This window comes from Nitrospira lenta, from assembly GCF_900403705.1.
GTDB classification, from domain to species: Bacteria; Nitrospirota; Nitrospiria; order Nitrospirales; family Nitrospiraceae; genus Nitrospira_D; species Nitrospira_D lenta.
On the sequence record NZ_OUNR01000017.1, the window covers coordinates 245,405 to 269,730 of the forward strand.

At 58.0% G+C, this 24,326-nt stretch carries 25 protein-coding genes; 12 read left to right on the forward strand and 13 right to left on the reverse strand.

Features of this window, described 5'->3' with window-relative positions:
* Position 1: 1 nt before the first annotated feature.
* The 4 genes from NITLEN_RS12860 (at position 2) to NITLEN_RS18710 (ending at position 3,244) form a co-directional block, all read left to right on the forward strand.
* Positions 2-1,105, forward strand: a complete 1,104-nt coding sequence (locus tag NITLEN_RS12860) for a PKD domain-containing protein (RefSeq protein ID WP_121990017.1) — start codon at positions 2-4, stop codon at positions 1,103-1,105.
* 115 nt (positions 1,106-1,220) lie between these two features.
* A complete protein-coding gene (locus NITLEN_RS18445; RefSeq protein ID WP_245924463.1) occupies positions 1,221-2,363 on the forward strand; it encodes a hypothetical protein in 1,143 nt (380 codons plus the stop codon).
* A 294-nt stretch (positions 2,364-2,657) separates the two neighbouring features.
* The gene (locus NITLEN_RS12870) at positions 2,658-2,855 is read left to right on the forward strand and encodes a ribbon-helix-helix protein, CopG family (protein ID WP_181416850.1); all 198 of its coding nucleotides are present in this window, start codon (positions 2,658-2,660) and stop codon (positions 2,853-2,855) included.
* The gene (locus tag NITLEN_RS18710; RefSeq protein WP_121990019.1) at positions 2,852-3,244 is read left to right on the forward strand and encodes a type II toxin-antitoxin system death-on-curing family toxin; all 393 of its coding nucleotides are present in this window, start codon (positions 2,852-2,854) and stop codon (positions 3,242-3,244) included. Before NITLEN_RS12870 ends, NITLEN_RS18710 begins: the two co-directional genes overlap by 4 nt.
* Positions 3,245-3,256: 12 nt before the next feature.
* Here the strand turns inward: NITLEN_RS18710 and NITLEN_RS12880 are convergent, their stop codons facing one another.
* Both NITLEN_RS12880 and NITLEN_RS12885 read right to left on the reverse strand, forming a co-directional pair.
* Positions 3,257-4,822 carry an aKG-HExxH-type peptide beta-hydroxylase gene (locus NITLEN_RS12880; RefSeq protein WP_121990020.1) on the reverse strand — a complete coding sequence of 522 codons (1,566 nt, stop codon included), beginning with the start codon at positions 4,820-4,822 and terminating at the stop codon, positions 3,257-3,259.
* Between the two features lie 175 nt (positions 4,823-4,997).
* Positions 4,998-5,225 (reverse strand): hypothetical protein, encoded by a 228-nt coding sequence (locus NITLEN_RS12885; RefSeq protein ID WP_146216181.1) that lies wholly within the window; start codon positions 5,223-5,225, stop codon positions 4,998-5,000.
* A 285-nt stretch (positions 5,226-5,510) separates the two neighbouring features.
* On the opposite strand from NITLEN_RS12885, the gene NITLEN_RS12890 reads away from it, so the two are divergent.
* The 8 genes from NITLEN_RS12890 (at position 5,511) to NITLEN_RS12925 (ending at position 14,622) form a co-directional block, all read left to right on the forward strand.
* A complete protein-coding gene (locus NITLEN_RS12890) occupies positions 5,511-6,959 on the forward strand; it encodes an Rqc2 family fibronectin-binding protein (protein WP_121990022.1) in 1,449 nt (482 codons plus the stop codon).
* Between the two features lie 58 nt (positions 6,960-7,017).
* On the forward strand, positions 7,018-9,039 hold the full coding sequence (locus tag NITLEN_RS12895; RefSeq protein WP_181416851.1) for a sigma 54-interacting transcriptional regulator: 2,022 nt from the start codon (positions 7,018-7,020) through the stop codon (positions 9,037-9,039).
* A 205-nt stretch (positions 9,040-9,244) separates the two neighbouring features.
* Positions 9,245-9,646 carry a DUF6022 family protein gene (locus tag NITLEN_RS12900; RefSeq protein WP_121990024.1) on the forward strand — a complete coding sequence of 134 codons (402 nt, stop codon included), beginning with the start codon at positions 9,245-9,247 and terminating at the stop codon, positions 9,644-9,646.
* The gene (locus NITLEN_RS12905) at positions 9,643-10,773 is read left to right on the forward strand and encodes an ABC transporter permease (protein ID WP_121990025.1); all 1,131 of its coding nucleotides are present in this window, start codon (positions 9,643-9,645) and stop codon (positions 10,771-10,773) included. Before NITLEN_RS12900 ends, NITLEN_RS12905 begins: the two co-directional genes overlap by 4 nt.
* 2 nt (positions 10,774-10,775) lie before the next feature.
* The gene (locus NITLEN_RS12910) at positions 10,776-11,498 is read left to right on the forward strand and encodes an ABC transporter ATP-binding protein (RefSeq protein WP_121990026.1); all 723 of its coding nucleotides are present in this window, start codon (positions 10,776-10,778) and stop codon (positions 11,496-11,498) included.
* Positions 11,495-12,478 carry an efflux RND transporter periplasmic adaptor subunit gene (locus NITLEN_RS12915; protein WP_121990027.1) on the forward strand — a complete coding sequence of 328 codons (984 nt, stop codon included), beginning with the start codon at positions 11,495-11,497 and terminating at the stop codon, positions 12,476-12,478. The genes NITLEN_RS12910 and NITLEN_RS12915 overlap by 4 nt, the downstream gene beginning before the upstream one ends.
* A complete protein-coding gene (locus tag NITLEN_RS12920; RefSeq protein ID WP_121990028.1) occupies positions 12,475-13,956 on the forward strand; it encodes an efflux transporter outer membrane subunit in 1,482 nt (493 codons plus the stop codon). Before NITLEN_RS12915 ends, NITLEN_RS12920 begins: the two co-directional genes overlap by 4 nt.
* Positions 13,957-14,115: 159 nt before the next feature.
* Entirely contained in the window at positions 14,116-14,622 is a 507-nt protein-coding gene (locus NITLEN_RS12925) for a response regulator (protein WP_121990029.1), read from the forward strand.
* A 65-nt stretch (positions 14,623-14,687) separates the two neighbouring features.
* Here NITLEN_RS12925 and NITLEN_RS12930 read toward each other — a convergent pair whose 3' ends face one another.
* From NITLEN_RS12930 to NITLEN_RS12980, 11 genes are all read right to left on the reverse strand, one after another.
* Positions 14,688-15,362 carry a 2OG-Fe(II) oxygenase gene (locus NITLEN_RS12930; RefSeq protein WP_181416852.1) on the reverse strand — a complete coding sequence of 225 codons (675 nt, stop codon included), beginning with the start codon at positions 15,360-15,362 and terminating at the stop codon, positions 14,688-14,690.
* Between the two features lie 154 nt (positions 15,363-15,516).
* Positions 15,517-15,870, reverse strand: a complete 354-nt coding sequence (locus NITLEN_RS12935; RefSeq protein WP_121990031.1) for an RNA recognition motif domain-containing protein — start codon at positions 15,868-15,870, stop codon at positions 15,517-15,519.
* A gap of 220 nt (positions 15,871-16,090) precedes the next feature.
* Positions 16,091-16,882, reverse strand: coding sequence for an ABC transporter permease (locus NITLEN_RS12940; RefSeq protein ID WP_121990032.1), 792 nt, complete (start codon positions 16,880-16,882; stop codon positions 16,091-16,093).
* 6 nt (positions 16,883-16,888) lie between these two features.
* Positions 16,889-17,296, reverse strand: a complete 408-nt coding sequence (locus NITLEN_RS12945; RefSeq protein WP_121990033.1) for a hypothetical protein — start codon at positions 17,294-17,296, stop codon at positions 16,889-16,891.
* A 39-nt stretch (positions 17,297-17,335) separates the two neighbouring features.
* The gene (locus tag NITLEN_RS12950) at positions 17,336-18,064 is read right to left on the reverse strand and encodes an ABC transporter ATP-binding protein (protein ID WP_121990034.1); all 729 of its coding nucleotides are present in this window, start codon (positions 18,062-18,064) and stop codon (positions 17,336-17,338) included.
* Between the two features lie 17 nt (positions 18,065-18,081).
* A complete protein-coding gene (locus tag NITLEN_RS12955; protein ID WP_121990035.1) occupies positions 18,082-18,792 on the reverse strand; it encodes a cytochrome c3 family protein in 711 nt (236 codons plus the stop codon).
* On the reverse strand, positions 18,776-19,288 hold the full coding sequence (gene mobB / locus NITLEN_RS12960) for a molybdopterin-guanine dinucleotide biosynthesis protein B (protein WP_121990036.1): 513 nt from the start codon (positions 19,286-19,288) through the stop codon (positions 18,776-18,778). Before mobB ends, NITLEN_RS12955 begins: the two co-directional genes overlap by 17 nt.
* Before the next feature lie 21 nt (positions 19,289-19,309).
* Positions 19,310-20,635, reverse strand: a complete 1,326-nt coding sequence (locus NITLEN_RS12965; RefSeq protein WP_245924465.1) for a molybdopterin molybdotransferase MoeA — start codon at positions 20,633-20,635, stop codon at positions 19,310-19,312.
* Positions 20,622-21,578, reverse strand: coding sequence for an Mrp/NBP35 family ATP-binding protein (locus NITLEN_RS12970; protein ID WP_121990037.1), 957 nt, complete (start codon positions 21,576-21,578; stop codon positions 20,622-20,624). The genes NITLEN_RS12965 and NITLEN_RS12970 overlap by 14 nt, the downstream gene beginning before the upstream one ends.
* Before the next feature lie 41 nt (positions 21,579-21,619).
* Entirely contained in the window at positions 21,620-22,558 is a 939-nt protein-coding gene (gene tatC / locus NITLEN_RS12975; RefSeq protein ID WP_245924466.1) for a twin-arginine translocase subunit TatC, read from the reverse strand.
* Positions 22,559-22,625: 67 nt separating this feature from the next.
* On the reverse strand, positions 22,626-24,149 hold the full coding sequence (locus NITLEN_RS12980; RefSeq protein ID WP_121990038.1) for a Do family serine endopeptidase: 1,524 nt from the start codon (positions 24,147-24,149) through the stop codon (positions 22,626-22,628).
* Positions 24,150-24,326 lie beyond the last annotated feature (177 nt).

The window sequence follows — 24,326 nt, forward strand, 5'->3', positions numbered from 1 at the left end:
CGTGAACCATCCCATGTGGCGACCGGGCTTGCTTCTCGTGGCGGTCGTCTCTTCCATCGCGCTCTCGACGCCTCAGGCGTTTGCCTTCAAGCTCCAGTCACCGTCCGACGGTGCCACGCTGAAATCCGGCCAAGCCGTCACCGTCGCCGTCGATCTTGGCGCGGATAGCGGCATCGTGAAGGTGCGCTACTATTGGTACGGAGAACTGGCCGAGACACTTGTGCAACAAGACGACTCTGACGCGTCGATCATGCCGCAACAGGACACACTCAGCGACGATCGCTTTTCCCAAAAAGACAGTATCTCCGGCGCCCCGGTGGTCGCAGTCGCCGCCCTCTCCTCCGGTTCGGACCAAACACCGCCGTTCGGCGGCACCCTGAAGATCCCGAAAGAAGCGATCGGACCGATGCGCCTCTTAGCCGTGGCCGAAATTTCACGCGGACGCCTAGGCACTCGCACCGTGTTCGACGAAGTCATTGTGAAGATCGAGCCGGACACGGCCCTGCAGACAATCGACTTCGAGACCGACAAGCCGCTGCAACTGGGCCGCACGGGTCAGTCATCGGCGTTCGGCCATGTCGATTCGATGGGCAAAGTGTTCGAACTCCCCGTCGTCGGTGAGTTCGCCGACGGAGCCGTACGGCCCCTCGCTTCGCCCGCCAGCGGTACGAGCTACCAAAGCTCCAACCCCGCCGTCATCAAAGTCCTAAGCGGTGGGATGCTGCAAATCGTCGGCAACGGCAAGACCATCCTGACCGTATCCAATCGCGGCAAGCAGGCGTCGCTCGATGTGAATGTAACCGTCAACGATGAGCCCAACCAACCCCCGGTCGCCGATGCAGGCAAGAATAAAACGGTGAAGGCTGGCACGAAGGTGAAGCTGAGTGGGTTGAACAGCCGCGATGCGGAAGGCGAAGCGCTCTACTACTCATGGAGCCAAGTCCGCGGCAGTAAAGTGCCTCTCCTCGATGTGAACGGCCCCGAAGCCTCCTTCCAGGCCCCACATGTCTCCGAGCCGCGAACCTATCGATTCAAGCTACGCGTGACAGATAAGAAGGGGGCGGACTCACCGCCGGTGTTTGTGGATGTGACGGTGGAGCCATGAGGATTGTAATGAATACCAGGGAGTGAGTACTATTTCGATTCTGCCTCGCTTCACCTTTACCGAACGACATTTTCGAACACCCTGAAGAAGATTTCCACCTTCACGAATAACGATTGTGAAATTAATACTCCCGCGATTCGTTGCAATTGACTCCTCAATACTCGCCGCTTGGGCCAAAGACGCTTTGTCCGAAAATCCCAAACTTTGCAACTCAGCACGCGAAGTTCAAAAGCGCCTGTTCGATGCTACCTGGACACCGATCATATGCTTACACCACTTCGTAGAACTTGCACGCCATGCTGATATAGAAATAGGTCGGAGACGAATAGATTTCCTCAGATCATTCTCTCAAATAGCCTGGATCGGCAGATCCTACAATCCGAAAATGCTAGGAGCAGTCGTCGATGTTTTTGAGGCAGAGGTTGCTGCCATAGCCGCGTTCCCGACCATAGACTTTCAAAAAATGAGAGAAGCAGTTAGGGCACGACTCATTCAATACGGGCCACCCACAGATATCGCCATGTTTGATGATTGGGAGTTCATGCACTCAACACTCGAAGCAATGGCGACTCGTGAGCAGGAAGTTTCTTCAATTCTACATTCTGAGGGTAGAGTAAACGATGCCACTGAGATCGGGAAGCTTCGGAACATCCAAATCAACGATCCCGAGGCCTTTAAGCAGCCACTGATTGACGAAATCGCCAAGACCACAGAGGACTTATCTCAGCGCGGAGACGCTAGGCTCATTGATGCTCACAGAACAGCTGAAGACTTTGTCAGCATGGTGGCTAAAAACTTGGCCGAAGCAATACAACGAAGCAGCAATGCTTTTGATGCTTTCGTGGAGCAGCATGATGTCCCTAAGAGCGATATTACCGATAGTACAACCTTAGGTGAGTTTAAGCGGTTAGCACGACTTCGAAAACTAGCAAGAGTTGCTACTAATCAAATGGAGATAGATCTCGAACTAGTTTGGGCAAATATTCGAGATGCAAAAATACCTTCAGAAATACTTCAAAGGGCAATTCGAGATGCCCGAAGGTCGGCTCCTCGAGCTAGCGGAAGCGACCTCGGGGATGATTATCTCGCTTGTCTCGCCCCCTATGTAGATGCAATCATCGTAGACAAACGTACTCACGAGTTTCTAACACAGGCAGCTCGACGCGATCCCTATATTCACAAGGCTGTGGGCTTCTTTGCTAAAGCCACATCCTACAACCAACTTCCCGAAATACTCGCAACTTACCAAGAGCTATAACGCTGAGTTAGCAATATCATCCGCAACGGTCCAAAGACTTGGCGGCCTGATAAAGCTCCTTGATAGGCAGCGAAGGACGGGGCCTAAAATTGAGCACAGAATGGTTTCTCAGCGGGAACGAGAATGGTGCTTTGAGCCATCCTCTCTTAACCACCAGACCAACCCGTACGTTCGGGGAACTTGGTGGAGTTCCTTCGCATGATGGCAGGTTCGCCTCAAGAGTTTGCCCTCAGGAATCCTTTCTCCTATACTGACTACATTACGAAATGCAGCATCCTAAGCGAAGGAGCCACCATGGCAACGCTGACAATCTCTCTCTCAGATGAAGAAATGAAGCGACTCGAAGCTTTGGGCAAGCGGGAAGGCCTAACGGTCGAGCAGATGGTGCGCCTGGGCATCAACGACTTCATCGGCCAGCCTGACGACGCATTCCGTGCCGCTGCCAAGCGGGTGATGGAGAAGAACTCCGAGCTCTATCGTCGACTCGCGTGACTCGCTATCTTACTGTTGCTGAAGTGCTTGAGCTTCACCAATCTGTCATAGAACGGTGGGGTGGCTCTGGGGGGATTCGAGACCTCAACGTCCTTGAGTCTGCCCTGGCTCAGCCACGCCAAAGTTTCGGAGGGAATGACCTCTATCCTGACCTCCCATCCAAAGCCGCAGCCCTCTGCTTCTCGCTCGTCCTCAATCACCCTTTTATCGATGGAAATAAACGAGTAGGGCATGCGGCCATGGAAGTCTTCCTGTCGCTGAATGAATACGAACTCCATGCGTCAGTTGACGAACAAGAATGTCTCATCCTCGACCTCGCAGCAGGACAGCTCTCACGTGACATTTTCTCAGACTGGGTATTGAAGCACGCCACCCCCATCAGGCAATAGCGCGACTACTCATCACGCCTCGCTCAGCCGCACCGGTCCGAAGGCTTGGCGGGCCTGCTGAAGCTCCTTGAGATGGCGCCGGAGGGCGGGGCCGAAGGTGGAGCGGAGGACGGCTTCGCGGTGGCGGACGATACGCGCTTCGGCGCTCCCGATCTGTTCTTCCAGCTGCCTCACTAAACGTGCACCGGAGCCGGTCAACCACTTCAGATGACCGCCGGCATATTCCAAATCTTGAATCGAGTAGCGGACGGATTCAATCTCTTCAAGACAACGAAAACGCGCCCGCATGAGATCACGTTGCGTTAATCCAGCTGCTTTCCACTGCTTCATTCCCCGCTTCGTCTCGGCCCATGACGAGAGCCGCTCGAACAGCAGCGCTCCCATCGTGAAGGTAAAGGTCGCATGCAGAATCCCGCGCAATGGACGCAGGCTCCGACGCCAGGGCGAGTAAAAGATCTGCTGATTGTGATCGCCGTGATACATGACATGCTTGCGCAGCAACAAATTCAAATGATGGTGACTGTTCTCGTGAATCAGATCGTCGATAAGATCGAGATTGTCCCGGTCGAAACAATTGATGAAGGAGAGGCCAGGACGATGGCGGTAACTGAAACTGACGACGCCCTTGGCGTTAAGCGGAATAAGTCGAGAGGTCAGTAGGGCCAAGACCTCATGCCCTTCGGGCCATGCCGCATGAATCGTTTCCCAGGCCCGCCGGATACGGGCTGCCTGCTTCGGATCTGTCGGAACCACCTTCTTCGGCTGACGGTCTTTGCCATACGCGAGAGTGGATCCAACGGTCACGGCGCCATACGAAGTACACCAGACGTCGGCGGTCGGACGCACCGCCCAATGCCATTGAGCCTGCCCGTTGACAACCGTCCAAATCGGCGCGAGCGTTCGTCCGGTTTTCAACGCAATCCCTGCCTCATCGACACGAAAGGCCGTACGGCCCTTTGCGCGTGTCAGTACACGCTTCAAAGCAAGCGGCGCTTCGCATTGATCCCCCGCGACTCCGAGCGGCACAGCACCGGCCTCTTCCGCTTTTTCAAAATTCTGTGCCAGACTACCCGGCACGTTCCACGGCGCCATCTTGCGGGTACGACACCAGGCCGCCGCAGCGGCAGGATCGAGCCACAGGGCCTCTTGCGCAATGTCCTGAGCCACACGCTTACAAAGACGCGCGAGCCGACCATCCAAGCCAGTGACTTGCGGCTTACCTTTGGGGAACAGCTCGTCGAGATAACTGTTCTCAAAAAACTTTTCCTGACACTCGGCAAACAATTGCTCGGCAAACTCCCGACGATCAGACTCCGTCCGCCACTGCTGCCAAATGTCGAGAAAGTACACGAAGTCGTTCAACGACTCGATCCATCCGACGACTTTCCAATTGGATAGATCCTCAGCTTTCACGCTGCGACTGAGGAACTGCACAAAGTCGGTCGGAAACGCGAGCTGTGAGGTCAGCTCAGCGTACTCATTCTGCAACTCCCGGCAAAGCTCCTGGAGCAGCTTTCGCATGGACAATCGAAGCTCAAGATTCAGTGCGATCAACGATGGAGAATCGAATAGAAGCACCTGCGCCTCCCTTACCAGCTATTGTAAAATGAGAGAGACTGTAACGTAGGAAGGACAGGCCTGCAAGGAGGAACCGAGGCAAGACACGTCAGGAACGGCAGGGAGAAAATTCCACGAGCGCGTTCGGACAGCGATTAATACAACCAGACTGCAGTGAAAACCCTACGCCACCCGATCAGGCCGTGGCTTTCAGTTGTCCTGCAAACTCCGGCAGCAGGACGCCCGGCTTCAGGAGCTTCATCGCTCCGGATTTCTGAATCATGCGATGACGCAGAATCACGGGGTCCACAATATTGCCGCACGACACACAGCGCATGCCGCGCATCCACATGGGCACGCAGCTTTCCTCTAAATCGACCAGATTGTCGACGACCATGAGACCTTCGCATCTTGTGCACTTCATAGCACCTCCTCATCACAGATGACGCCTGCGGTTTCGCAGTTCCCGCGCAGCCGCTATACAGAGCCTAGCAGCTCGCTGAAACTCTGCTTGCCAGCGAATAAAGCAAGCAAGATGCCAGCTGGTACAGCTCCCTCCCCTTGCGGGTTTTTGCGTCGAATCGTAGAGTGTGTGCAGCCGAAAAACGGCTGCGGTAGAGAGAATGTGACCGAATTGGCCCCATGCGACATAAATGGAGAAAGACCGATGCCGGCCCTCAACTCGACGGCGGAGTGACCCAGACAAACAATGGCACTGACGGCGACAGAAATTTCCCAGGTAGTGGCAGAAGTGGCTCCGGCGCTGATCGGGGGATGGATCCAAAAAGCCTATCAACCGACAGCTCGAACGGTCGTGCTGGAAATCCGAACGCCCGGACACACGCATCGACTGTTGCTCTCAGCCCATCCCGCATCGACGCGTCTTCATCTTGTCACTCACGCACTACAGAATCCGCCGGCTCCGCCGGCTTTTTGCCAATACCTCCGGGCGCATCTCCACGGCGCACGGGTTGACGACCTTCGCCAAGAAGGTCGAGACCGTGTCGTGGCCCTGTCGCTCACGACCAAAACCGGCTCCCAACGCCTCATTGCAGAGCTGACCGGCCACAACGCCAACTTTCTCGTGCTTGATGCGGAACAACGGCTATTGAGGGATCTGAATCGTTCGGCTGACATGTATGGCAAACCATACCAACCGCCGGTTCTTTCAGCCGGCGCCGGACCACGGGAACGGGACGCCCGCTTCGCAGCCGATGCACGCGGGCGGTTCGGCTTGTCCGCCGCAATTGAGTCCTACTATGACGAGAAAGAATCGACGGACAACACGGCCGCTGTCCGGGACGCCCGTGCAAGCCAGATCAGGAAAACGATTAAAAAACAGGGGCGGCGCGTGGAGGCCTGGCGGAGCGATCTCGCTAAAGCAGAAAAGTATCGCAACTATGCCCGCTATGGAGAGTTATTGAAGTCCAACCTGGGCACGATCAAGAAAGGGCTGGAGTCGATCGTGGTCGTCGACTATTTTGACGAGCTCTTGCCTGAAATCACAATCCCGCTCGATCCCACAAAGTCTGCTCAGGGGAATATGGACGACTACTTTCGCAAACAACGGAAACACGCGACGGCTGAGCGAGAACTGCTCCCTCGAATCGCGCAGGGAGAAGCCGAGATCGATGGGCTTCGCCGGGAACTGCAATCCATCGAACAAGGAACCTGGCAACCGGCACCGCCCCAGGCGTCAGTCAACGCGCCCACCAGGCGACGGGATCGATCGCCATCATCAAAGGAGCGGCCTGACGAACGGCGTGGCCCGTTCCGCCGCTTCACATCCTCGGACGGACTTCCGATCTTTGTGGGACGGAATGCGCGGGAGAATGACGAACTGACCTTTGGGCTCGCCAAGAGCGACGACCTCTGGCTTCATGCCCGCGGCACACCCGGCTCACACGTCGTGGTCCGCCTGGAAAAAGGCAGCGACCCGCCACCGGAAACCATCCGAGACGCCGCTACACTGGCGTTGCTCTATAGCGACCTCAAGAAAAGCGGCAAAGGCGAGGTGATCTATGCGCGGCGCAAGTGGGTCAAGAAAGCGAAGGGGCAGGCGCCCGGCGCCGTGACGGTGACCCAAGATAAGTCTCTTCACGTCAGTCTCGATAAGAAACGACTGGATGCCCTCAAGGCCCGCTCAGCCCAGGAATAAGCAACCAAATCATCAGCGGCTTTCCTAATTTTCTCGCGCCATGCTACAGTGCCCACATATGGGCACTACGATCCACACTGCATTTCTCCTCCATGCCGTCACCGAGCTCTTGCGATCGAACGGATCGCAGGACTTCGGCATCCGGCTGGTCACGCTCCTCAAGCAACAGATCCCACTCGACGCGGCCGGCCTCTACCTCTACAACCAGTCCGTCCATACATTCACGCTCCTTCACACGATTCCATCCCCAAACGACACCTGCGAGGTTTCACATCTCCCCGCCACCGGCACCGCAAAAGAAGCGGCACTTCTCGCGGGACACGCCTTGCGCTGCGACGATCTCCTGGCCGCGGGATGGACTGAAGGATCTGTGTTGCGACAAATATCGAGCACCATTTCCGGCATCGTCGCGCCGCTGATGCTGACCACCCCGGAAGCCCCGCCTCGTCCGATTGCCGTCATGTTCATCGGAGCCCTCTCGAACGCCGCCTTTACCGAAGAAGACCGGGCATTGCTCGACGACTTGAGCACTACCATCGCCCCAGTGCTGAAAAATGTACTGGCGGTCGAGGAACGCGACGCGTTGCGCGCGATCAACAACCGCCTCGTCGTCGGGAGCTTCACCATCGAGACCTTGCTGCCCGCCACACTCGACCTGTTGCAACGGTCTATTTCACACGACATGCGCGGACTGGTCCGATTCGTCCATTCGTCTGAAGGTCCCTGGTTCGACATCGTCTGCATCGACGGCGTAGCCATCGATCTTGCTCAGCTCAAACAATTTCCATTCAACCGCATGGCACCCGCCGAAATGTTGGCGACCGGAAAACCGTTGCTCCTGACCGGCCAGAACCGCGAGCGATTTCCCGAGCGGTCCTATATCGAATCGGTCGGCATCATGTCCTGCATGCTCTGCCCGCTGATTGTCCGCGGGACTCCATACGGCTTCCTGGCCATCGGCAGCAAACGAACCAACGCCTTTTCCGAGGAAAATCTCGCCGTCGCGGAGCAATTCGGTTACCACCTGTCGCAAGCCATCGCCAACCTCACCGCCTATGAAGAGATTCGCACGCTGAAGGAGCAACTCGAGCAGGAAAACGTCTACCTGCGCGATGAGATGACCGCGTCGGTCGATTTCAATCAGCTGGTCGGAGAAAGTCCGGCACTGCAAAAAACGCTGAAGGCCATCGAGCAAGTCGCGCCGACCGATTCCACCGTTCTTATCACAGGGGAAACCGGAACAGGCAAGGAACTGGTCGCTCAGGCCATCCATCGCCTCTCGCCACGAAAAGACAAGCCGTTGATCACGGTGAACTGCGCCGCGCTGCCGCCGACCTTGATCGAGTCGGAACTCTTCGGCCATGAAAAGGGCGCGTTTACGAATGCGACGGCCCGCAAGATCGGCCGATTCGAACTCGCGAATGGAGGCACGATCTTCCTAGACGAAATCGGCGAGCTCCCGATCGATCTCCAGGCAAAATTCCTGCGGGTGCTCGAAGCCCAGGAATTGGAACGAGTCGGCGGCACACACCCCATCAAGCTGAATGTCCGCGTGCTCGCCGCCACCAACGTAGACATGGGACAGGCGGTAAAGAAGGGGGGGTTTCGCTCCGACCTCTTCTATCGGCTCAATGTATTTCCGATTTGCATCCCCCCGCTTCGGAACCGCCGCGAAGATATCCCGATGCTCGCACGGCACTTCGTGAAAAAATATTGCGAGCGGCACCGGAAGACCATCACCCGCATCGGCAGCAATACGCTGAAAGCCCTCGGATCGTACGAGTGGCCCGGGAACGTGCGCGAACTCGAGCACATGGTCGAACGGGCCGTGATCGTCAACCCCGGACCCATCCTGGTCATCGATGAGCTGGATCCACCGATGAAGAACGCCGACGGAAAAGATTCTCCGCGCACACTAGCGGACGCCGAGCGCACACATATCATTCAGACGCTCGGCCAAACCAACTGGGTGCTGGCCGGAAAGCAAGGCGCAGCGGTGCGCCTGGGGATGAAACGCTCAACCCTCCAACATCGGATAAAGAAACTCGGGATTATTCGTCCCCCACGCCATCACAAATAATCTGCCTACATATCGGCAGTCTCACCCAGCCCTGCCAATCTATCGGCACCGTTCAGAGCTCGTCAGTATTCGCTCGACTCTCTCTTTCTCATGCCTCTTCCTATTCCATCAAAGACTTGCAAGGACTTGCGCGGCCATCACTCACAGCGCCAGCGGCCTGGCACTATCCCTGCTCTCTTCCGTCTGCATGCAGCAACCCCACCCCATGACTCCCGAGCATCTCAGCCGAACCATCGAAGCCTACATGGCAGAGCGGCAGGCCGAGATCCTTCCCTCCGGCGAACAAACGACAGACGGGAAGCAGCTCTCCTGGTGCGGCGAAGTATTGGAATATCTCACGGAAGGCCTGGCTGAACGGCTGGCCGCGCGCGGCATCACCTTCAGCAAGACCTTTCCAGGCCCGTTCCGGTTGATGGACGAAGATCAACTGAACGACGGCCGGCATGTGCGCCGATTCTGGACGACGGCGCTCGACCATGGCTGTCCCATCGCGCGTCTCTGCACCAAGTTCTTTCATCGCCACGACAACGTGACGTTGCCACAACCACCCCAAGTGATCGCCTATCCCCCCGATCATCCGGAACCCGATATGGAGAAACCGGCGTGAATTACGTGGCGCTCAAAATGCTGTTCGGCGATCGCGCCAAATACCTCATGCTGCTCTGCGGATTGACCTTCGCCGTGATGCTGATCGTCCAGCAGGGTTCGATCTTCTGGGGTCTCATGATCTGGTCTCAATCCAGCGTCAGCAATCTCAACGTGCCGATCTGGGTCACGGATCCCGGCATTGCACAGGTCGACGAAGTGAAACCGATCGCCGACACCGCCGTCGACCGCGTGCGCAGCGTCCCCGGCGTGGAATGGGCCGTCCCGCTTTACAAAGGATTGTTACGCGCGCGACTCTCCAACGGGGACTATCATCAGATCACCCTCACCGGGCTGGAGTCTTCGACGCTGATCGGACGTCCGTCCGAAGTCCTGGAAGGCCGGTTCGAAGATGTGTTGCAACCCGATGCCGTGGTGCTGGATCAATGGGCGGTCGAACGCATGGGCGGCCCTTCCGTCATCAAGATCGGCACCATTTTCGAACTGAACGACAAACTGGCCCGTGTGGTCGCGATCGCCAAAACTCAAAAGAGCTTCACCAATATCCCGGTCGTCTACACCACCTACGAACGTGCTATCCGCTATGTGCCCCGCGAGCGCCGGACCCTGTCGTACGTACTGGCCAAGGCAAAAGACGGCGTTCCCGTCGAAGAAGTCACCACACGCATCCGTGAGCAGACCGGGCTGGGCGCATTCACCGCCGAAGACTTCGGCTGGAAGACCATCGGTTGGGTCCTCAAAAATACCGGGATCGGCATCAACTTCGGCACAACGATTCTGCTGGGATTCATCGTCGGCATGGCGATCGCAGGGCAAACGTTCTACCTGTTCACCGTAGAAAACCTCCGGCAATTCGGCGCGCTCAAAGCCATGGGCGCCTCAACCTTTACCCTGGCACGAATGATTCTGCTGCAAGCGTTCACCGTAGGGCTCACCGGCTATGGAGTCGGTATCGGCCTCGCCACGGGCTTCGGATTCTTGACGGCACGAAGCGGCGGATTGCCTTTCATCGAAACCTGGCAACTGCTGCTCCTGGTGCTGGTAGCGCTCTTGGCGATCTGCGCCTTCTCGGCCTTGATCAGCATCATCAAGCTCGCCCGGCTCGAGCCGGCTGTGGTCTTTCGGTGAACATGACGGATCATCACACACCATCGGCAGCCGTCAGCCTCCGCGGCATCGTGAAATCCTTCGGCACCGGCGACACAAAAGTGACCGTGCTCAGAGGCATCGACCTCGATATTTATCTGGGCGAGATGCTGTTGCTCGTCGGCGAATCCGGCGGCGGGAAAACCACGCTGCTGTCAGCCATTGCTGGGATTCTCGATATTGATGAAGGCAACATTGATGTGCTGGGCGTGCCGCTGAGCGCGCTACCGGCCGGCAAGCGCACGACGTTTCGCGGTCAAACCATGGGATTCATCTATCAGCAATTCAACCTGTTGCCTGCATTGACGGCGGCTGAGAATGTCGCCGTGCCCCTCCTGATCCAGAGGATCAACCGCTCCGAAGCCCTGCGGCGAGCACGAGTCATGCTCGACCGTGTCGGCCTGGGCGACCGTGCGGAGTTCCTACCGAAGAGTCTTTCCGGCGGGCAGCAGCAACGCGTGGCCATCGCCAGGGCCCTGGTCAATGAGCCGCGCCTGCTCATCTGCGATGAACCGACTGCAGCGCTGGATGGCCCAAACGGGCAGAAGATCATGGAGCTGTTACGCGAAGTGGGCCGCGCGCCGGACCGCTGCGTGGTCATCGTCACTCACGACAGCCGCATTTTTCACTTCGGCGACCGTATGGCCAACCTTACTGACGGACGCATTGTCGGTATCGAAACGATCACCAGAGAGGGCACGGCATGATTATCTTCAAACGTTTCAGTGTCTGGGCCGCGCTGGCCGGAGTGGCCTTCGCTGCCTGGGCATTGATGGGCGCTAATAAGATTGAGCCGATGCCGACGCCCATCACAGAGCCCCCGCGTTCCCCCTATGAGCAAACCGTCGCGGCATCGGGCATCATCGAAGCCGTCAACGAGAACGTCCGCATCGCGCCACCGGTCGCCGGCTTGATCACCAAAATGTTCGTGGCCGTCGGCGATCAGGTGACCGCCCACGCGCCGCTCTTCCAACTCGACGACCGGGAGTTGCGCGCCCAGCTGCTGATCCGGGATGCGGCCATTCCCCCGCTACAAGCCCAGATCGACGAGCAAAAATACCGCATCGGCGATCTCGACACCCAGCTGCGCCGCCTGAAGTCAGTGCGCGACGAACGGGCCGTGAGTGAAGACGATCTCAAACGAACGTGGTACGCCCTCGAAGTAGCGAAGCGCACGCAACAACGTCTCGAAGCGAATCTGAGTCAGGCGATCGCCCAGCGAGACGAAGCCACAATCCTCCTTGAACGGCTCACGGTCCGGGCTCCACGCGAAGGGACAATCTTGCAGGTCAATGTGCGGGCGGGCGAGTACGCCACTCCGGGAGCGAGCGAGCCGCTCCTGCTGCTCGGCGATACCCAACGGCTCCAAGTGCGCGCCGACGTCGATGAGGTCAATGCTCCGCTGGTCGCTCCACAGGCGCCTGGAGTGGCCTCCCTGAAATCCATGGCAGACATCAAAATCCCGCTGACGTTCGTCCGGATCGAGCCCTATGTGGTGCCCAAGAAATCGCTGACCGGAGACAACAGCGAACGGGTCGATACCAGGGTGCTTCAGATCATCTACCGATTCGATCGGCCGCCGTTTCCCGTCTATGCCGGCCAGCAGGTCGATGTATTTATCCAGCGCCAACCGGCAGCACCCACGCCTCATCCCGCCGCCACTCACCCGCAGGAGCCGGCGCCATGACGCGACGTATAGCTGCACTCAGCCTCGCGCTCGCCACACTGAGCGTGACGGCCTGCGTGCAGGGGCAAAACTACGAGCGCCCGTCGATCGAGGTGCCAACCACTTGGTCGCAGATGGCCCACGCGGATCAGGAAACATTTCCTCTCGATCAACAGCCCGATGCCGAATGGTGGCGCGCGTTCGGGAATGACGAACTCACCGGCCTCATCGAGCGTGCCCTGGAACACAATCACGATGTGAAACGCGCCGTGGCTCGTGTCCTGGAAAGCCGGGCCGCCGTCATGTCCGCCTCTGCGGGGCTCTATCCCCAAGTCAATCTACAGGGCAGTTACAGCAGCCTGGCCGTCTCAAAAAACACCTTCGCGGGCCTGGGTCTCGCGCAGGGAGGGCAGCCGGGCCCACAAGTATTCGCCACTCCCGGCAGCACGTTCAACCTCTGGAACGGATCGTTGGATCTGCGCTGGGAATTGGACTTCTGGGGCCGCATCCGCCGCGGCGAAGAAGCGGCCATCGCCGAAGTGGGCGCGAATGAACAGGATGCCCGGGCGGTCGCCCTCTCGCTGATCAGCGATCTCGGCCAGTCCTACTTCCGCATTCGGGAGCTCGATGAGCAGATTGAAATCGCCACCAGGACGGTCGCGGTTCGGCAGGAATTTTTGGACATTATTAAGAAACGAGCAGCGGTTGGCCTGGCCTCCGATCTGGATGTGGCGCGAACCGACGTCCTACTGGCAGAAGCCGCCGGGTTGATCCCCGACCTAACTCGAAGCCGGGCGCTCGAACGGCATCGGCTGGAAGTCCTCACCGGTTCCACACCGGGCTCCATAGACCTCCCCCGCATGCCGCTCAGGTCGACCGTGACCCAACCGGACATTCCTGTCGGCTTGCCCTCACAATTGCTGGAGCGGCGACCGGATATTCTCCAGTCCGAGTCCATACTGATCGCCGCCAATGCCCGTATCGGACAAGCGCGCGCCTACTTCTTCCCCACCCTGTCCATCACCGGGCAGGGCGGCCTCCAAAGCGCCGAATTTGCCAATTGGTTTTCAGGGAACAGCTGGAACTATAGTATCGGCCCCTCGATCACGCTACCGATTTTCCTTGGGGGGACCAACGTGGCCCGGCTCGATCAGGCGGAATCCCGCTACCAGCAAATGCTGGAGAGCTATCGGCAAACCATCCTCCAAGCCTTTCGAGAGGTTGCCGATCTGCTGGTGTCACTCCAGAGCAGAGCCGAGCAACTGGCTCGCCAACGGGAGCAACTCACCGCGGCTCAGACTGCGGTGACGCTGGCCACGGTCCGGTATCGCAAAGGCCTGGTCAACTATCTGGATGTGCTTGATGCCCAACGAAGCGCGCTCACGGCGGAAACCCAAGTGGTCATGACAGAGCGGGCACGATTGACGGACATGGTCAGCCTCTTCAAAGCGCTGGGGGGAGGATGGAAGCCGCCCGCCGCTGCCGCATCACCCTCCTAGTCAGGATTGCCCAGTCTATCCACCGCCACACGCGTGATCGTCCTTGAACGCTGCCACGAGCGTAGCGCAGAATACGTATTTTCTGGCGCTGACAAACCCTCAAGAATAGGCTGGATCTATCCGATCAAGCAGCAAACCTATTAGGAGACCTATACTGCTATGGACCGCCCAGTCTCCAATCAGCCATCCCCCCCAACCGCCACGACGATCCTCGTCGTGGACGACGAACCGTCGATCGTTAAGCTGTGCCGAGCGCTGCTCCAACCGGAAGGATTCACGATCCTTGAGGCTGACGGGAGTTCAGAGGCGCTGAAGATCTGCGCAAAACACGAAGGATCCATCGATGTCCTCTTGACCGATTTAGTCCTGCCTCCCCCAGGATTTCAACTCGCATCAGGTTCGAATGAGTTTCCTCATGTGCATGGGCATGAGCTGGCCATGCGTGCTGCCACGCTTCGGACTGGATTGAGAATCATCTTGATGTCTGGAAACCCGGACAAGGAACTCGCCAGCCACGGCATCAAGCGAGGTACACTGCCGTTCGTGCAAAAGCCATTTGAAAAATCCGCCTTGACTCAGCTGATTCGCGATGTCCTCCAGAGCCCTCCTCCAACGCTCAAGGTGCGCCAGGGAAACGCGGCGAACGACATCGACTGGTTCGGGTAACCCCTTCCCCAGACGTCACCGTCATGCACAAGAACGGTTGTGTGGCTGGAAACCAGACGAGATCGCTACGCATGCTCCGTCATGAACCAGCCGGCGATGGAGAGTCGCCGGTGCTGACCGGCCGTTTGATCGACTCGGCACACGCGGTGAAACCGCGGCACGGTGAACATGACAAGGGACCCCGGACGTGGCTCGATACAATGCGTGACGGACAACGCCGGCTTCTCCGCCGTGTGAGCTGACCGGGTGGCATACACGATCAATTCCCCACCCCAATCCGATTGCCACTCCTCATGAAAATACGCCACGACGGCAATGCGACGACGTGGCGCCAGTCGTCCTCCGACCGGCTCGCCTTGGGAGGTATCGTCATGCGTCAACAGGCAGTCGCCGGCCGAATAGGAATAGTAGCTGAAGCCCATGTGGCGACCGGTGATATTCGGAAACGACTCCATGTATTCCTGAATACAGGGCAGCTGCAGCCGGGACAGGAATCGATTGCCCTGCGCCGGTCCGATCTCCGCTTTCGCCCAATTGCCTGAATCCGGAAAATCTTCCCGCACCTTGGGAAGGTCTGACAAACTCTTCCATGCCGCCTGATTCATTGCATCACGGAAATACTGCCGCTCATCGGCCGACCAAAAATTTTCCACGATCAGGACCGGGCTCTGACGGAATGAAAATGACTGCAGATCCGAGAGCGCCACAGTCGACGAACGCCCCTCTCGCTGACTCTCCACGGGCTTCCTCCTTGGAACAACGGACCGGCCGTCCAACCAGGCTGTCTTATCATCCTCATCTTGAGAATGACAAGACCGCCAGCCGCGGAAACGCCGAAGGGGCTGCCACCTTGCGGTGGCAGCCCCTTCATGACGACTCATGGCACAAAATGTATTACCAGCGGTCGCGCTTACCGCCGCCGCCGCCACCGTTACCACCACGGCCACCACCGCCGCCGCCAAATCCACCGCGTCCGCCACCACCGCCACCCGTGCGGGGCTCCTGCGGGCGCGCTTCATTGACGGTCAAGGTACGGCCGCCGAAATCGGCGCCGTTCAAGGCCGTAATAGCTGCTTGAGCTTCAGAATCAGACGCCATCTCCACGAAGCCGAAGCCCCGTGACTGGCCGGTGAACTTGTCCGTGATCACGCGCGCAGACTCGACGGCTCCATGCGCGGCAAACAGTTCACTGAGTTGTTGTTCGGTCGCCGCATAGGGCAACCCGCCGACGTAGATCTTCGAACCCATGTGGGTTCCTCCTTTGAAAATGATGATATTGTCTTGGACTCGAGTGACGGAGGAAGGAGCGGGCCGAAGACGCGATCAATGCGGCGACTCAGGTCTGACTTCCGACGAAATTCCCGGGCAAGGCAACATCGTTGCGGGCCTGCTTTATTTTGACGATTCATCGCGAGGCCCTGGCGATGAGGTAATCGTAGCCTAACACAGGGGTCTGTTGAATTCAATGTTACTCCCCGACCCGAACCAGCAGACCTTGGTTCCGGCAATAGGCAAATGTCCGGTGAAACCAGGCGATCATGGCCGCCAAAAATAGGAGGTTCAGCCCGATTGCCCAGCCAAGATGCTCAACCGGCTGGCCGGACTGGCTGAGCACGCCGCGCATCCCTTCAAACACATGCGCGGCTGGATTGGCCCAAGCGATCGGCTTCAGCCAGACCGGGAGAACATCCATTGGATAGAACACGCAGGAGATCGGCTGGAAGAGGAACACCATACTCCAAGCCAGCACCTCGGCCTCCTGCCCGAACCGCATAATCAGCGACGTGGTAAACACGCCGATGACCCACCCGGTTACCACCAAATTTAAGACGAAGGGGAGTAACCAGAGTCCGATAATCAATATGCTGTAATCGTAAAACAACCAGGCACAGAGCCCCATCACTAGCGACACACACACGACCTTGAAAATACTCATGACCATCGTCGCAGCAAGAAACTCGCTCGGCTTCAGCGGGCTCGCAAACAGATTCATCAAGTTGCGCGACCAGAGCTCTTCAAGAAACGAAATGGTAATCCCCTGCTGAGACCGAAACAGGACGTCCCAGAGAATCAGCGCCCCGAGAAAAAATGTGACAAATCCGGGAACCTGCGTCTGATACCGTGCGAGGTAGAGGGTAATGAAGCCCCAAATCACCAGATCTAAAAACGGCCAGTAGAAGATCTCCATAATCCGGGGCAAACTCCGGCGATAGAGATAGAGATGACGGAACACGATGGCGGTAATCCGATGGAGCTTCATGCAATCCTAGTGATGATGTTCTTCGCCGCAGCCGCCGCAGTCCCCGCAACCGCTATGCCGCCCCATCATGGTATCCATCATCGTCCGGGCTCCACCCACAAGCCGCTCGCCGACACGCGTGCCATCCGGTAATTTCCTCAGGCCCAATCCGAGCAGCGCCACCGGGACTCCCGCCAGGCCCAGCAGAAATGGCCAGGTGCCCGCGCGCGCGCCATCCATCATCCACACCACCGCCACCACCATCAACAGCGGAACTAATCCCGCCGTGAGGCTGGCCCGCACCACCTGCCACTTACTGGTGCCTCGGAGGGCCCCCACAAGAGCAAACCCCGACCAGAAGAGTCCCCAGCAAGCACTCACGCCAAATCCCCCCAGCACTAGCCCCAGCGCAAATGAGATGGCTGTCTCGATCATGATAGACGCACTCCATTCCTTCCCCGCCTTACGGGGCCGCTATGATTCTCTGGCCAACTTCAAGAACACATCTTCCAAATCCGCCTGCCCAAAGCGGGACACAATTTGAGCCGCCGTTCCCTCGGCCACGAGATTTCCCTTCTGGAGAAAGATAATGCGGTCGGACATTTCTTCCATCTCCCGCATGTTATGGGAGGTATAGAGGACGCTCAAGCCGGTGGTCCGCTGCTCATCCTTTAGCAACGCCCGAATTTTATGCGCGATATCAGGATCCAGGCTGGCCGTCGGTTCGTCCAGGAACAGAATTTTCGGTTCAGTCAAAAAGGCCTTCGCCAGGGTCAATCGCGTCATCTGCCCGGACGAAAGCTTGCGCGTGACCTTGTGCCGAAACTCCCCCATCTCTAACTTCTTCACGATGTCATCGATCTTTCGCTGCACATCGGGCAGGCCATAGAGCCTGGCGACAACCCACAGATTTTCCTCGACCGTCAGCGATTGCGGCATCGACATATAGGTAGATGAAAAGTTGACCTGCTGCAGGATGGCCTCTCGATGGGTCTCCAGATCCATCCCGAACATCGAGATCGTCCCGGAGGTGGGTGTAATGAGGCCGAGCAGCATGTGCATCGTCGTCGTCTTGCCCGCGCCGTTCGGCCCCAAGACACCGAGGATTTCTCCGGGCTGCAGGGCAAACGAAATACCGTTGACGGCCGTAAAGTCGCCGAACGTTTTGGTCAGACTGCGGGCTTCAAGAACGGGTGACGCCATCGAACGAATCCTGGATATTAGTTGAATAGTAACGCCGCGCCGATTTTTTCAGGGAGATGGCAGGTCTCGCACTTCCGGCTGATTGGCTTTCCCTTATACTCCTGCTTGCCGTCATGGCAACGGAAACAGTCGGACAACGCCCGGGTGCGGAGATACGACCCTTCAGGATGATCGGGATACCAGGGCTGGCTATCGGCCGCCACATGGCCGCGTGGAATCACAATCGGATAGCCCTTGATCGGTTGTTCGTGCACGACACCCGAATGGCATGTCGTGCACCCCTCATCCTGTCCCCTCACACCAAAGGCCTCCATATGGGCACGGTGGCTCATGACCAACCCCACATCTTTCACCGGTGCAGGCAGATCTCGCGTGGCGATCTCAGAGATCCGTAGGATGTTCCGGTGACAGCCCAGACAAACCTCCGACCCCACCTTCGCCTGAAGGTTGTGAGAATCGGTCGGCGTGCCGAATAGATGAATCATCGAATCCTTTGTGCCGTTCCACGCCTTGTCATGGAGCCACCCTTCGAGGCCGGGACGGACATGGCAGGCCACACAGGTCACGTCTTTGTGAGACGATGTGACCCAGCTGTCATACGAAGGCGTAATGGTATGGCAACTGGCACAAAACTTCGGGTGATTCGTCAGGGGAATTGCGATCCCGCCGAAGGCAAAGGCTCCGGCGATCAAGGCTAGAATCAGCGTCGCTTTACGGTTCCAATTCATGTGTGACGCGCGGGAAGTGCTTGATGATGAGGGCCGCAACACCCGTAACATCGTTCAAGTCCAGGACCGGCACCGGAAGATCGATCGGCTTGTCGGAGACGACCGCCAGCAACCCGTCGGGAGAAACCGGCACTTCGCCGACCTGCTCGCGAATCACGACAATCTTCAGATACCCTTCGCTCTTCCAGCCTTCCGCAATAATGAGATCGTAGGAGCCATCGAGAAACTGGTCCCGAATTTCCTCAACCTTCATTTCCTCGGGCACATCGGCAAACATCGCCAGGCTGCCGCGAGACATCACGATGACACTGCTGGCCCCCGCACGTTTATGGCGCCAGCTGTCTTTCCCTTCGGTATCAAGATCGAAGCCGTGGCCGGCATGCTTCACCGTCGCGACACGATACCCCGCCCGCACCAGCTCGGGAATCACGCGCTCGATCAACGTGGTCTTGCCGCTGTTCGACCGGCCGACAAATGACACGATAGGCACGGCCATGGGCTCAGTCCCTTTCCAGGATCAACAACAGGACGTCTTATGCCCGGTGCTGTGGGTATGCTCCGCCTGCGTTTTCCAGGCTTCCCCGCTCAACAATTGCACGGTCACCAGATCGCCAGGATTCACCCGTTCCACTTCAACGGGAATATCGATCAGGCAATTCGCCTTCACCATCGAGGTGAGAATCCCGGACCCCTGTGCGCCGGTTGTCCGGACCTTGAAGACACCGTCTTCCCGCGTCAGCACGCCGCGGAGAAAATGCCGGCGGTCCGTGCGCTTCGAAAATTTCTCTTGGATGACCGCCTGCACAAGCGGCCGTCCGTATGTCCGATGCCCGTTCATCTTCAAGATGGCCGGCCGCACCAGTTGTTCGAAGGTCACCATCGACGAGACCGGATTCCCCGGCAGGCCGAAGGCCAACTTGCCCTGAATCTTGCCGAAGGCCAGCGGCTGTCCCGGCCGGATCGCGAGCTTCCAGAAATTCATCTCGGCACCCAATTCGCGGAACACGGCCTTCGTAAAATCGTAATCCCCCATCGAGACGCCGCCGGACAGCACGAGAACGTCGGCCGTCAGCCCATGAGACATCTTTTCCTTCAACGCCTCCGGCGTATCGCGAGCAATCCCGAGCAAAAACGGAATGCCGCCGGCTTCTTGTACCGCCGCCGCAATCCCGTAGCTGTTCGAATTGATGATCTTCTCTTCACTGAACCGCTCATCCAGATCGGCCAATTCATCGCCCGTGGAAAGAATGGCCACACGCGGGCGCTGATAGACAAAGACGAAGGACTTCGCAAGGATCGCCAACATACCCGCATCACCCGGACGAATCTGCGTCCCCTTGGCGATGATGCATTCACCCTTTTTCACGTCTTCGCCTTGCGGCCGGATGTTGGAACCGCGCGGTTCCGGCTTGAAAACGCGAACGGAATCCGGCGTATGCTCCGTATCCTCCACTTTCAAGACGGTGTCCGCTCCTTGCGGGATCGGCGCGCCGGTCATGATACGAATCGCCTGCCCAGGGCCGACGGACTTCGTCGGCATTTTCCCGGCAGGCACATCTTCAATAACCTTGAGCGTGACCGGCTTTTCGATCGCATGCTCCTGCTTGATATCCTCCCAGCGCACGGCGAATCCGTCCATCGCGCTGTTGTTCCACGGCGGATTATCGCGCTCGGCCACGATATCCTCGCCCAACACACGCCCAAGCGCGTCGAGGATCGACACTTTCTCCAGGCCTAACGTCGGGGTGGCCTCCAACACAATCCGCTGCGCCTCTTCAAGCCGCGTGAGTCCGTCTGTCGCGTCGTTCGCCTTCACAATCGCTCCCATCTCAATGTGGTGCATGCCTCGGCGCCACTTTTATGAGTGATCCACTCTTCTTACAAAAGGCTTCGATCTGATTCGCAATATTGTGGTAGCACTCGGCCGTCGCCGTATCGGAATTAAACATCGCAAAGGGTTCGCCCGCATCCGATTGCATCACCACATCGGGATCGAGCGGAATCCGTCCCAGGAACGGCACGCCCATATCGTTCGCGGAGGCTTCCCCCCCGCCCTTGCGGAACACTTCGATATCTTTATGGCAATGCGGGCACTCCAGGCCGCTCATGTTCTCGACAATGCCGATGATCGGCACTTCACTGTCTTTGCAGAACGTCACTGACTTGCGTGAATCCAACAGCGCCACTTCCTGCGGCGTCGTGATGATGACTGCCCCGCTGACATTGCCGAGCAGATCGATCGTCGTCACCGATTCGTTGCCGGTGCCCGGCGGCAAATCGATGAACAGAAAATTCAGATCCTGCCACTCCACGCCACCCAACAGCTGATTGATGAATTCATACTTGTACGCGTCGCGCCAGATGATGGGATCGTCCGGGTTCTGAAGCAGGAACGACATGGACGCAATTTTCAGATTGTAGGCCTGGAAGGGAATAATGCCGCCCGAGGTACTGATCTTGAGCTTCTGCCCCTCCGCTCCAACCATCTTCGGAATATTCGGCCCATGAATATCCATATCGCAGATGCCTACGTGCCAACCCTTGAGCGCAAGGCTGACCGCCAGATTGGTCGTGCAGGTGCTCTTCCCGACGCCGCCCTTGTTGCTCATGATCAGCACTTTATATTCGATGCGCTCCATCCGCTTGGCGACGAGCCATCGACTATGGCCTTCTTTATCTTTCTGACACGATTCGTTTTCGTCGCAGATGGCGCAGGCCCACATGTAGGTGCACGCGTCGCTTCCGCCGGATGAGGACGGTTGAATGACATTGAGTTCACGGGCCATAGTGTGTCCTTCTATCTATCGTATGAAGCCTGACGCTTCTGTTATCGACGAGGGTTTCCGGTCGGCACCCCGACATACTCGCTATCGCCGGACTTCGACATACGCGCGGCACCGGCCGGCATAGTCGCCGGCGTCAGCGGCGGCGCATCTGCGGCAGCGGATTCTTCCGGCGCCGGTTTCTTCTTATTGAAGAAGCCGGCACTGATGATGCCGACTTCGTAAAACACATACATGGGCAACGCCATGAGACACTGGTTGAACGGATCGGGCGTCGGCGTGAGAATGGCGGCAATGATAAAGGCGCCCAGCAGCGCCCACTTTCGATAGCGCCGCAGAAACGGCGCATCGACCCAGCCCAGCTTGGCCATCAGCGTAATCGCCAGCGGCACTTCGAAAATCAACCCGAAGACGAGCAAAAACCATAAGGCAAAACCGACGTATTGCGCGATCGAGAGTTGCGGAATAAAGCCGGCATTCACGCCGTATGAAATGAGAAAATTCAAGGCAAAGGGCAGCACAAAGAAAAAGGAAAAGGTCACCCCAGCCAGAAAGGCCAGCGTGCTCAACATGACAAAGGGACCGACAAACCGGCGCTCCTGCACATGCAGACCCGGCACGACAAACTGCCAGAACTCCAACAGAATATAGGGCGTCGCCAATACCACGGCGAACAACCCGGCGACTTTGACGTTCTGCCAGAGCGCTTCGCCGGGCGCCAGAAAGACAAACGGCACCGTCGGGAGATCCGTCGGCTCCCAAGACAGCGTACTGGGCACAAACATATTTTGGAGGGGAATGCGGAGCCACTTCACGAGGGCGTCGGCGTAGAAAAATGTGACGACAAACACGATCGCGGTCACGATGACGGCGCGCGTCAACCGGACTTGGAGCTCGACGAGATGCTCCATGACCGGCATTTTTTTGTCTTCCAGCGGCTTGAAGACCGAGTCCTGCAACCACCGGTTGAAATCGTTCAGCACCGCGCCCTCATCGTACAGAACCCTGCTGCGCCGGATCTCGCATGATCACCGGCGCAGCCAGCTCGGCCTACTTCGGGTTGACTGCGACGAACAGGCTGTTGCCCTGCCGGCTCACCAGCAGCACCGCCAATTCGTCTTTCTTGATCTTGTTCGCAGCCTTTAGATATTCATCCACTGTTTTGACGGTCTCATGATTCACTTCTTGGATGATATCCCCGCGCTGCAATCCCGCCGCCTCAGCCTGACCGCCCGGCTCCACGCTGGTCACGACCACGCCGGTGGTCTTGGCGGGAATATTCAGCTGGCTCATCAGCGCATTGTCCAACGCCTGAATCTTGAGTGAGGCCAGCACATTGTCCGGAGGCTTGATCGTCTCGCCCTGTTCCTTGGGCGGAGCCGCTTCCTTTTTAGCCAGCAACTCATCGGAGGGACGTTCAGCAACCTTCACGGAAATGGTTTGCTCTTTTCCATCGCGCAACACTTTCACCTGGGCATCTTTGCCCACCATGGTCCGCGCCACCAGATTGCGCAACTGGCTCACGCTCTGCACTTCCTTGCCGTTGAACGCAACGACCACGTCGCCGCGCTTCATTCCGGCGGCCGCTGACGGTCCATTCTCATTCACATCGCTGATGAGCACACCCTTGCGCTGCTCCGGCAGCTTAAACGACTTCGCCAAGGCCGGTGTAATTTCCTGAATCGCCACTCCCATCCAGCCACGCACCACTTTGCCGGTTTTCTGAAGGCTGTCGACAATGTCCACTGCAATGCTGCTGGGAATGGCAAAACCGATTCCCTCCGAGCCGCCGGTGCGGGAGAAAATGGCGGTATTGATCCCCATCAATTCACCGTTCATATTCACCAGCGCCCCACCGGAGTTGCCCGGATTGATCGCGGCGTCGGTCTGGATAAAATCTTCATAGTCGGCGATGCCCACATTCCCGCGGCCCAATGCGCTGATGATGCCCAGCGTGACCGTGGAACTCAGTCCGAACGGACTGCCGACGGCCAGCACCAGATCTCCCACCGCCAGCTTGTCGTAATCGGCCCACTTCAAGGCAGGCAAATCCTTCGCCTCAATCTTAATCACCGCCAAATCGGTCTTGGGATCTGTACCTACGGTCTTGGCCGTGAACTCACGACGATCGCTGAGCGTTACGGTAATCTGCGTTGCGCCTTCGACCACATGGTTATTCGTCACGATGTAGCCATTGGGATCCAGAATAACTCCCGATCCGGCACTCTGCTCAGGCCGTCCATGCCCCCCTGGAGGGCCCGGCGGCATCGGAGGCGGCGTCGGAAGATCTCCACCACCCGGCTCTTCCCCACCACCACCAGGAGGTCCACCGAACGGTCCGGGCGGGAGCCCACCACGGCGACGCCCCCCTTCCCCACTGCCGCCTGTCACGGCGATATTCACCACCGCAGGCGTTACCTTCTTCACAATCTCAGAAAAACCCTGGGTAAAGGCCGGAGGAACACCTGCCGCCAATACGGCGGGGCTCCCGATCAACCCGCCTGCGACCGTGGCCGCCAGTACAAGCCCACAACCAATAACAAACTTGGTCGCCTGCTGACTCCGATAGACCATGCTCAGTTCCTCCCGACGGTTGAACTCACAAGACTCCCTACACTGATCGGCAACCAGCTGGTAACGACCGACCGAACGGTGCATCTTACACTAATCATTCCTTGGGCTTCAAAGAGGAAAAGTCCCCTTCTGGCGGCCTCTTTCTGTGGCCTGAAGGGACTGGTCGAATGAGATGAC

Bases quoted from the DNA above. Each gene is read 5' to 3' on its own strand.
- NITLEN_RS12920 (WP_121990028.1), top strand. From the start codon at position 12,475: ATGACGCGACGTATAGCTGCACTCAGCCTCGCGCTCGCCACACTGAGC.
- NITLEN_RS12895 (WP_181416851.1), top strand. From the start codon at position 7,018: ATGGGCACTACGATCCACACTGCATTTCTCCTCCATGCCGTCACCGAG.
- NITLEN_RS12950 (WP_121990034.1), bottom strand. From the start codon at position 18,064: ATGGCGTCACCCGTTCTTGAAGCCCGCAGTCTGACCAAAACGTTCGGC.
- NITLEN_RS12870 (WP_181416850.1), top strand. From the start codon at position 2,658: ATGGCAACGCTGACAATCTCTCTCTCAGATGAAGAAATGAAGCGACTC.
- NITLEN_RS12900 (WP_121990024.1), top strand. From the start codon at position 9,245: ATGACTCCCGAGCATCTCAGCCGAACCATCGAAGCCTACATGGCAGAG.
- NITLEN_RS12955 (WP_121990035.1), bottom strand. From the start codon at position 18,792: ATGAATTGGAACCGTAAAGCGACGCTGATTCTAGCCTTGATCGCCGGA.
- NITLEN_RS12910 (WP_121990026.1), top strand. From the start codon at position 10,776: ATGACGGATCATCACACACCATCGGCAGCCGTCAGCCTCCGCGGCATC.
- NITLEN_RS12935 (WP_121990031.1), bottom strand. From the start codon at position 15,870: ATGGGTTCGAAGATCTACGTCGGCGGGTTGCCCTATGCGGCGACCGAA.
- NITLEN_RS12980 (WP_121990038.1), bottom strand. From the start codon at position 24,149: ATGGTCTATCGGAGTCAGCAGGCGACCAAGTTTGTTATTGGTTGTGGG.
- NITLEN_RS12940 (WP_121990032.1), bottom strand. From the start codon at position 16,882: ATGAAGCTCCATCGGATTACCGCCATCGTGTTCCGTCATCTCTATCTC.
- NITLEN_RS12885 (WP_146216181.1), bottom strand. From the start codon at position 5,225: ATGAAGTGCACAAGATGCGAAGGTCTCATGGTCGTCGACAATCTGGTC.
- NITLEN_RS12945 (WP_121990033.1), bottom strand. From the start codon at position 17,296: ATGATCGAGACAGCCATCTCATTTGCGCTGGGGCTAGTGCTGGGGGGA.
- NITLEN_RS12890 (WP_121990022.1), top strand. From the start codon at position 5,511: ATGGCACTGACGGCGACAGAAATTTCCCAGGTAGTGGCAGAAGTGGCT.
- NITLEN_RS12925 (WP_121990029.1), top strand. From the start codon at position 14,116: ATGGACCGCCCAGTCTCCAATCAGCCATCCCCCCCAACCGCCACGACG.
- NITLEN_RS12965 (WP_245924465.1), bottom strand. From the start codon at position 20,635: ATGCACCACATTGAGATGGGAGCGATTGTGAAGGCGAACGACGCGACA.
- NITLEN_RS12970 (WP_121990037.1), bottom strand. From the start codon at position 21,578: ATGGCCCGTGAACTCAATGTCATTCAACCGTCCTCATCCGGCGGAAGC.
- NITLEN_RS12915 (WP_121990027.1), top strand. From the start codon at position 11,495: ATGATTATCTTCAAACGTTTCAGTGTCTGGGCCGCGCTGGCCGGAGTG.
- mobB (WP_121990036.1), bottom strand. From the start codon at position 19,288: ATGGCCGTGCCTATCGTGTCATTTGTCGGCCGGTCGAACAGCGGCAAG.